The organism is Streptomyces sp. (assembly GCF_031181705.1).
Classification (GTDB): Bacteria; Actinomycetota; Actinomycetes; order Streptomycetales; family Streptomycetaceae; genus Streptomyces.
In genome coordinates this window covers 1-5,184 of sequence record NZ_JAPSKN010000190.1, presented here as the reverse complement: position 1 = coordinate 5,184, position 5,184 = coordinate 1, and the positions used below count along the sequence as shown (strand labels likewise).

Here is a 5,184-nt window from a genome sequence, read left to right as displayed (position 1 = left end):
CACCTGCGCCACCGCCGCCCGCGCCCAGCCGAACCGCCCGGGGCGAGCGCGGCCTACGCCCCGGAAGGCGCCTGCACCGGCACGGCCCCCTCCGGCCCGCCGGACACCCGCTCCCGCGCCGAGGCCCCGTCCGGCCCGAGGTCGGAAACCCCCGCAGACCCATCCGAGGCCCGCTCCGCAACCGGGTCCGAAAGCGAGTCCGAGACCGGGTCCGAAACCCGCTCGGTCCCCCGCTCCTCAGACCCCCGCTCCTCCACCCACCCCTGCGCCAGCACCCGCTCCGCGCGGTCCTCCGAGATGTCGAGGCGGGTCAACACAGCGGGGACCGCGATGCTCGGCAGGAAGTGCTCGAACATCACCACGACGCGGCGCTCCAGGTCCTGCCGCTGGCAGCGCAGCTGGGACAGCAGCTGCACTCCGGAGAAGCTGCCGACCAGCAGCTCCGCCGTCTCCGCCACGTCCACGTGCGGCAGCAGTTCGCCCTGTGCCTTCGCCTCGCCCAGCCGCTGCACGTTCTGGTCGATCCACATCTGGAAGGCCGGTGTGCGGTCGAGGTCCATGGCGCCCTGGTCCAGGGCGAGCCCCACGCTGGCGCGCACCAGCGGCTCGGACCGCAGCCGGCGGGCCAGCACCAGCCCGGAGTCGACGAGCTCCTGGAGCTTGCCGGACTGCGGTGGGAGCGTGATCGCGAGCTGTTCCTCGAACACCCCGATCGCCAGCTCCTCCTTGGAGCCGAAGTGGAAGTACAGCGCGCCCTTGGTGACGCCCGCCCGGTCCAGGATCTCCCCGATGGTCGCCGAGGTGTAGCCGCGTTCGTCGAAGACGGCCGCGGCCGCCTCCAGGATGGTCCGCCGGGTGCGGATCGCGCGCTCCTGTCGCGCCATCGGGTGCCTCCTGATCTCCGTCGATCCCTGTGAACTCGCTGTGTGGCGAGGGCGCGAGAGCCTGTCCCAGCGGCTTGGCTCACCCTTTGAAAAAAACCGGCTCGTCCGTATCTTAGTCAAACGCCGACCACAGCCGGGCAGCCGATGAGCGGGGGTTCTCATGCCGCGGACAGGGCCTTCGAGCGCGCTCACGGACGATCAGACCCGACGAGCGGACCACCGGGCAAACGAAGCCGCGGCGGCCGTCGAGAACGCGCCATACCGGACCGTCACGAAGGAACTCGCCCACCGCACCACCGACACCGACGTCTTCCCCACCGGGTGGACCCGAATCTCCGAAACCCGCTTCCGCTTCACCGCGCACTGGCCGGTCGCCCACCGCTTCTTCGGCTCCGTGGACGGGATGCACCAGGACCCGATGGTCGTGGGCGAAACGTTGCGGCAGGCGGCGATGGTGCTCGCGCACGCCGAGTTCGGGGCCCCCGCCGACAGCCACTTCGTCATGTGGGACCTCAGCGTCGTCACCGACCCCGCGGCGCTGCGGCCGGCGGACGCCGCCGAGCCGGTCGTCGTCGACGTCGTCTGCTCCGAGATACGCCGCCGTGGCCGCGGCCTGGCCGCGATGCGGACCACGATGGAGTTCCGCCGCGCGGGCCGGTTCGTCGCCCGCGGCACCGGCAGCACCGGCTGCACCTCACCGCTCGCCTACCGGCGCCTGCGGGCGCGGCAGTTGGCCGCCATGGACACGCCCGTGCCGCCGCTGCCGGGCATCGCTCCCGGGCTCGCCGGCCGCACCCGCGCCGAGGACGTCGTCCTCGCACCCGGCGACCGGCCCGGCGTCTGGCGGCTGCGCGTGGACACCGGCCACCCCGTGCTCTTCCCCCGGCCCAACGACCACGTCCCCGGCATGGTCCTGTTCGAGGCGGCCCGCCAGGCCGCGACCGCCGCCTCCGGCCTGCACCCCTTCCTGCCGCGCGCGATGTCCGCCACCTTCGCCCGCTACGCCGAACTGCACAGCCCCTGCCTGCTGGAGGCCGAGGTGCTCGACGAGAACCCCGGGGAGGTGACCGTCCGGGTGTCCGGGCGGCAGGACGGCGAGCCGGTCTTCACCGCCTCCCTCACCTCCGCGCGGCCCGGGCCGGTACGGTCCCTGTCGTGACGGTCACCTTCCTCCTCACCGGCGCGAGCGGCTTCGTCGGCAGCCGGGTGGCGGCCGCGGCCCGCCTGCGCCCCGGGGTGCGCGTACGACAGCTGTCCCGGCAGGGCGCGCACGGACCCGACGCCGTCCGCGGCGACCTGTCCGACCCGCCCTCCCTGCGCGGCACTTGTACCGGCGTCGACGTGCTGCTGCACTGCGCCACGCGGATCAGCGGCGACGACGCCGGTGTCGAGGCCGTCAACGACCACGGCACGCGGGCCCTGGTCGAGGAGGCCGTGCGCGCCGGAGTGCGCCGGATCGTGTACGTGAGCACGGCCGCCGTCCACGGCCGGGGCCCCTTCCGCGGTGTGCGCCCCGGTCAGGCCCCGATCGCGCCCGCGTCGGCCACCAGCCGCTCCCGCGCCGCCGCCGAACGGCACGTCCTCGACGCGGGCGGCCTGGTGCTGCGCCCGCACCTCGTGTACGGCGAGGGCGACCGCTGGGTCGTGCCCGCAGTGGCCTGGCTGCTGGGCGAGTTGTCGGCGACGGTGACCGGCTGCACGGCGCTGCAGTCGATGATCGACGTCTCCACCCTGGGCCGCGCGGTGGTGGCCGCGGCGCTGTCCCCGGCGCACGACGGCGGCGCGCACTACGTCGCCCACCCCGAGCCGGTGCCCGTCACCGAACTGCTCGGGGCCGTGCGCGAAGAACTGGGCGTACCCGGCGGCGGTGAGGCGGTGGACGTCGCCACCGCCCTGGAGCGGGCCGCCGGTTCACCGCGCGCCCTCCACCACCTCTCCATGCTCACGGTCGACCACTGGTTCGTGGACGACGGGTTCTGGAAGGACCTCGACTGCCCGCCCGGGGACGGGTTCGCGGCCGGGTTCAGGCGCGCGGCACCCTGGTACCGCTCGTTCCTCGCAGGCCGGACAGCTTCCTGATCGCCTCGGCCTCCGCCGGGCGCGGGCCCGTCCGCGGGCCGTGCAGCAGCACCGGCAACTCCTGGTGGCCGGTGGAGATGATCGAGCGCAGCCGCTTCGGCGGACGCCCCGGATCGGCCAGGGCGAGGCGCGGGAACCGCTCGAACAGGGACGTCAGCGCCACCGTCGCCTCGGCCATCGCCAGGGGCCGGCCCAGGCAGTGGTGCACGCCGTGGCCGAAGGACACGTGGTCGCGGCTGGTCGCGCGCGTGACGTCGAACCGGTCGGCGTCGGGCCCGTGCCGCTCCGGGTCGCGTCCGGCACCGGCGAACGAGACGACGACGGGGTCGCCCTTCGGGATGACGAGATCCGGCTCGATCTCGATGTCCTCCACGGCGTAGCGCAGGCCCGACATGGCGCCCGGCGCCTCGTACCGAAGCGACTCCTCCAGGGCGTCCTCCCAGGTCACCCGGCCGGAGCGGACGAGGTCCAGCTGGTCGGGGTGGGCGAGCAGGCTGTGCACGGTGTTGTCGATGAGGTTGACGGTCGTCTCGAAGCCCGCGGTGAGCAGCAGGATGAGGTTGTCCATCAACTCCTGTTCGCTCAGGCTGCCTTCGTCGCGGGCGGCGATGAGGGCCGTCGTCAGGTCGTCGGCCGGGTGCGCGCGCTTGTACCGCAGGAACGCCGTCAGCGTGGCGTAGAGGTCGACCGCGTTGGCCTGGGCGTCCTCCAGGGAGATCGCCGTGTCGAAGAAGCGGCCGATGATGCGGTAGAGGGCCCGGCGCGGACCGTCCTCGCCGTGCGGTACGCCGAACAGTTCGCACACCACTTCGTGCGGCACCGGCGCCGCGAACGCCGCGCGCAGGTCGACCACTTCGCCCTCCGGCAGCCGCTCCAGGCCGTCCAGGGCCCGGTCGACGATCTCCTGGACGCGCGGCAGCAGCGCGTCCACACGGCGTTTGGTGAAGGCCGCGGCCATCGGCTTGCGCAGCCGGCTGTGGTCGTCGCCGTAGGCGGTGACCATGTTGCGCACCGAGACCCAGATGGCCAGCGGCCAGGTGCGGGAGATGTCGCCGTTGATCCAGGCGGGCCAGTGCCGGTAGGCGTCCTTGCTGGTCTCGGGTCCGGCCAGGAGCCGTTTGTTCAGCTCCAGGCCGTTGATCCACCACGCCCGCACGCCGCCCGGGAGTTCCACCTCCACGGCCGGGCCCCGGGCGCGGATTCGGGCTATCTCGTCGTAGAGGTTCCGGCCGGACGGGTCGATCGTCAGGAAGGGGCAGGTCTGTGGTGCCATGACTCGTCGCTCCTCGGTCCCGGGGGCTGGGAGACCATCGTGCGATCCGGGCGCCGAAAAAACTTGCCAACCGGTTTGTTCCGGTCAACCCGACGCCCTCCGACTGCCCACCGGGGGGCGGTCGAGGGCGCCCGCTACCGCAGCGCGAGCGGCGCCGCGGCCGGCTCCTGCGGGGTCGGGCCCGGGGCCGGGTCCGCCTCCGGGGCGCGCTGGTCCGGCTCGCGCCCGGCCGGGTCCAGGGCGCCGGCGAGGTGCGGTGCGGCCACGCAGGGCAGGAGCAGGTGCCACAGTTCGGTGAGGGAGGGGCGGGCGAGCCAGCCGCGGTCCTCGCGGGCCAGCACCTCGATGCCGGTGGTGGCGGCGAGGACGACGGCACCGGTGCGGTGCGGCGGGACCCCCGCGGCGAGTTCGCCCCCGCGCTCCGCCTCGTTCAGCAGGTCGTGCACGCACGCCCGCCACTCCCGGCGCAGGTCACGAGCCCGCCCGGCGGCCGCCTCGGCGTTGAGCCGCAACCCCGCCCGGACCACGACGTCGGCACGGAGCAGCCGGGCGACCCGGTGCGTGACGTCCACGAGCCGCTGCAGGGCGCACCCGTCGCCACCGCGGCCCGCGAGCGCCACCCGGCGCAGGGCACGGGCGGCGGCCTGCTCGACGGCGTCGGCCACGGCGGCCTTGTTGTCGAAGTGGAAGTGCAGCGCGCCGGAGCTGACGCCGGCTCCCGCGCTGATCTCCGCCAGGCTGGCCCGGTCGTAGCCGCGGGCCTCGAAGTGCTCGGCCGCCGAGCGGATCAGCGCGCGACGGGTCCGCACGGCCCGGTCCTGTTTGGTCACCCGTGGCTCCCCTGCAGGGCTCTGAATGGCGACGCAATGAAACCAAGTCGCCGGTTTTTCCACAACGCGCGGCCGGGCCGGGCGCCCTGCGGCCGCTCCTACGCGCGCAGGTACGCCA

5 protein-coding genes are annotated in these 5,184 nt (G+C 74.1%); 2 read left to right on the top strand and 3 right to left on the bottom strand.

Going from position 1 to position 5,184, the window contains the following annotated elements:
• Positions 1–53 precede the first annotated feature (53 nt).
• A complete protein-coding gene (locus RIN80_RS24890; protein ID WP_309097886.1) occupies positions 54–884 on the bottom strand; it encodes a ScbR family autoregulator-binding transcription factor in 831 nt (276 codons plus the stop codon).
• Positions 885–1,044: 160 nt separating this feature from the next.
• Between RIN80_RS24890 and RIN80_RS24885 the strand changes: the two genes are divergently transcribed.
• Both RIN80_RS24885 and RIN80_RS24880 read left to right on the top strand, forming a co-directional pair.
• Entirely contained in the window at positions 1,045–2,043 is a 999-nt protein-coding gene (locus RIN80_RS24885; protein ID WP_309097885.1) for a ScbA/BarX family gamma-butyrolactone biosynthesis protein, read from the top strand.
• Entirely contained in the window at positions 2,040–2,963 is a 924-nt protein-coding gene (locus RIN80_RS24880; protein ID WP_309097884.1) for an NAD-dependent epimerase/dehydratase family protein, read from the top strand. Before RIN80_RS24885 ends, RIN80_RS24880 begins: the two co-directional genes overlap by 4 nt.
• On the opposite strand, the gene RIN80_RS24875 is transcribed toward RIN80_RS24880, so the two are convergent.
• Both RIN80_RS24875 and RIN80_RS24870 read right to left on the bottom strand, forming a co-directional pair.
• The gene (locus tag RIN80_RS24875) at positions 2,908–4,236 is read right to left on the bottom strand and encodes a cytochrome P450 (RefSeq protein ID WP_309097883.1); all 1,329 of its coding nucleotides are present in this window, start codon (positions 4,234–4,236) and stop codon (positions 2,908–2,910) included. The genes RIN80_RS24880 and RIN80_RS24875 overlap by 56 nt on opposite strands.
• A 134-nt stretch (positions 4,237–4,370) precedes the next feature.
• The gene (locus RIN80_RS24870; RefSeq protein WP_309097882.1) at positions 4,371–5,066 is read right to left on the bottom strand and encodes a ScbR family autoregulator-binding transcription factor; all 696 of its coding nucleotides are present in this window, start codon (positions 5,064–5,066) and stop codon (positions 4,371–4,373) included.
• Between the last annotated feature and the right edge of the window lie 118 nt (positions 5,067–5,184).